The sequence below is a fragment of the Streptomyces sp. NPDC001027 genome (genome assembly GCF_040299045.1).
GTDB lineage: Bacteria > Actinomycetota > Actinomycetes > Streptomycetales > Streptomycetaceae > Streptomyces.
This window is the reverse complement of record NZ_JBEPBI010000470.1, coordinates 1-2,870: the sequence shown is the minus strand read 5'-3', so window position 1 is coordinate 2,870 and position 2,870 is coordinate 1. Positions and strand designations below refer to the sequence as shown.

Here is a 2,870-nt window from a genome sequence, read left to right as displayed (position 1 = left end):
CGACGCCGGCCAGTCCGCAGAAGAGGCCGGACACGGCGTACGCCTTGACGCGAGTGCGTCCCACGTCGACGCCGGCGAGGAACGCGGCCTGCTTGCTGCTGCCCAGGGCGTACAGCGCCTTCCCGAACCGGCTGCGAGCCAGGGGAATCCAGATGAGGCCGATGGCTGCCACGAGCCAGCAGAGGGACGGCCAGGGGTTGGCGAACCCGCCGACCACGAGGTTGACGAAGTCAGGCGAGGTTCCCCCTCCCGGGCCGCCCAGAATGAGGAGGGCGACGCCCGGCAGGATGAAGCTGACGGCGAGCGTCACGACGATGTCGGGGACACCGGACACGACCGAGACCCAGCCCATGAGAGCCGACAACACCACGGAGAGCGCGACTGCCAGCACGGCTATGAGAAGGCAGGCCCCGAGTCCCTGGTCCTTCATGAGCCAGGCCGAGAAGCAGTTGATGAAGACGACCATCGATCCGACGGCGAAGTTGAAGCCGCCGGTGAGAACGACGACTCCCAGGGCGATCGAGACCAGTGCCAGAGAAAGCGTTCCGGCCGTGATGGTCCGAACCGCGAAGCCTGCGAAGACCGGGACCTGTCCGGCCCGCCAGACCAGCATGATCACAAGGATCGACGCGACCGTGAGCAGCCAGCCGTGCCTCCTGCGGAAGCGCTGGAATGCGGTCGACGGCGTCGGCAGGCTGGTCACCGAGTCCTGGACCGACATCGTGCTCATCCGACGACCTCCTGGTCGGCGATCACGCCGTACATGGCCTGCAGCATCTGCTTCTCGGTGGAGCCGGGCAGGAGGGAGCCCACGACGGTCCCCCGCCGTAGGACCAGAATCCGGTCGCAGACGAGGTTGGCCTCGCGCAGCTCACTGGTGTACATGAAGACCGCCTTCCCGTCGGCTGCCAGTTCACGGACCAGCTCGTAGATCTGATGTTTGGCGCCGATGTCGATCCCGCGGGTGGGGTCGAAGAGCAGCAACGTGTCGAAGCCGGCCGCGAGCCACCGGGCGATGGTGAGCTTCTGCTGGTTGCCGCCGGACAGTCGTCGGCTCTGCGCAGCAGCCCGGGTGTCGATGGAGAGTCGTTTGACGACGGTGCTCATGACCTCGCGCTCGCGACGGGCGCTGAAGGGGCCCCAGTGCCGGACCGAGGCCCGCAGGGGAAGGGCGACCGATTCGTGAATCGGTCGCTGAGGGAGCAGCGCCGTCAGTCGGTCACTCGGCACGAGGACCATCCCTGCCTTGATGGCGTCCGCGGGGTGCCGGGCCCGCATCTCCTTGCCGCGCAGGGCGATCGTTCCGGCGCTCGAGCGCTGGTCGCCGGCGAGACAGGCGAACAGTTCGTCCTGGCCCTGGCCTTCGAGAGCGATCAGCCCGACCACTTCACCGGCACGGACCTCGAAGCTGACGTCGTGGACCTGCTTGTATGCCAACTCGCGCACGTCCAGGAAGCTCTCACCGGTCTGCGACGGAGTTCGCTCGACGATGTCCGAACGGTGGACGTCGGCGTCCTCGCCCAGCATCGAGGACACGATGCGCTGTTCGCCTCCTTCCTTGGGCACGAAGGAGGCGACGGTGTGTCCGTCCCGGAAGACGGTGCAGTTGGTGCAGTGGCGGATCACTTCGTCCAGGCGGTGCGAGATGAACAGCACGGTCCGGTTCTGCTCGACCTGCGCGGCCATCACGTCGAAGACCTTCTCCGCGAGGTCGCGAGGGAGGGCAGCTGTGATCTCGTCAAGGATCAGCAGACGAGGTTCGTGACTGAGTGCGCGAGCGAGGTCGATCATCCGTTGGAAGGGCAGCGGAATGTCGCCGGCCCTCTCCCGCAGGTCCAGCATCCCAAGCCCCATCCGCTCGAGTTCCTTGCGTACGCGCTCGGTAGAACTGCCGGTGAGCTTGCAGTTCTCGATGACGGTCAGATCCGGGACGAGTGCCGGGTCCTGGAAGACGGATGCAATGCCCCTGGCGAGACCCTGGTGCGGGTTCGCCAGTTTCAGCGGCGCCCCGTCCATCGTCAACTCACCCGCATCCAGGCCCACCACGCCGGTGAGGATCTTGACGAAGGTCGACTTCCCGGCTCCGTTGGCGCCGAGAAGCGCGTGGGCTTCGCCCGGGCGTACCTCAAGGTCGACCGACTTCAGCGCGCGCACGGGGCCGTAGGACTTGGACACGCCTTTGGCGGTCAGCAGCGGTTCAGCCATCAAACTCTCGATTCTTTGGTATCCGGCACGCACGACCGTGACCGGTGGCCGCGTCACCCCCCGTGGTGGCGCAGCCATCGTCCATGCGTGCGAGGGTTCCGCGAGTCGCTCTACTCGCCGGGGCCCTTGCAGGCCAGGAGCTGGTCCTTGGTGAAGTGCGTCAGACCGTCGATCGACGTGGTCGTGTTGAAGGTCTGGTCCTGGCCGGGGACGTACATCGACTGGAACTGCGACTTGTCGGCGGACGTGAACACCTTCGGTGTGATCTTGAAGTCCCGTTCGACGTCCTCGCCCTTCGCCACGCGCAGCGCCACGGACAGCGCCGCGCCGCCGATGACGGCCGGGTTCGTGACCATCACGCCCGGCGCGCCTGCGGCCAGCTGCTTGACGAACTCGTTGGACTCCTGGCCCCCGACCGGCACCGGGGTGCGTCCCGCGGTCTTGATGGCGTTGACAGCCGTGTACTCGGTGCCGGAGGTCCACACCGCGTCGTACGGCTTGGTGGTCAACTCCTGAACCGCGATCTCGCCGCCCTTGGTGTAGTCCCAACCGGTCCAGACTTCCTTGAGCTTGATGCCGGGGTAGTCGGCGAGTGCCTCCTTGACGCCCTTGTCTCGGTCGGTGTCCGCCTGAACGCCCTGGATTCCACGCATGTACAGGATGTC

3 protein-coding genes are annotated in these 2,870 nt (G+C 66.6%); all 3 read right to left on the bottom strand.

From position 1 onward, the window contains the following. Window positions 1–730, bottom strand: a 730-nt coding sequence (locus tag ABT300_RS42860) for an ABC transporter permease (protein WP_351688260.1), incomplete at its 3' end; no start/stop codon positions are given. Further along, complete coding sequence (locus ABT300_RS42855) at window positions 727–2,205, bottom strand: sugar ABC transporter ATP-binding protein (protein ID WP_351688258.1); 1,479 nt, start codon at window positions 2,203–2,205, stop codon at window positions 727–729. The genes ABT300_RS42860 and ABT300_RS42855, both read right to left, overlap by 4 nt. 110 nt (window positions 2,206–2,315) lie before the next feature. Continuing rightward, on the bottom strand, window positions 2,316–2,870 hold a 555-nt coding region (locus tag ABT300_RS42850), incomplete at its 5' end, for a substrate-binding domain-containing protein (RefSeq protein ID WP_351688255.1).

Coding starts and splice junctions, on each gene's coding strand:
- ABT300_RS42855 (WP_351688258.1), bottom strand. CDS start 2,205: ATGGCTGAACCGCTGCTGACCGCCAAAGGCGTGTCCAAGTCCTACGGC.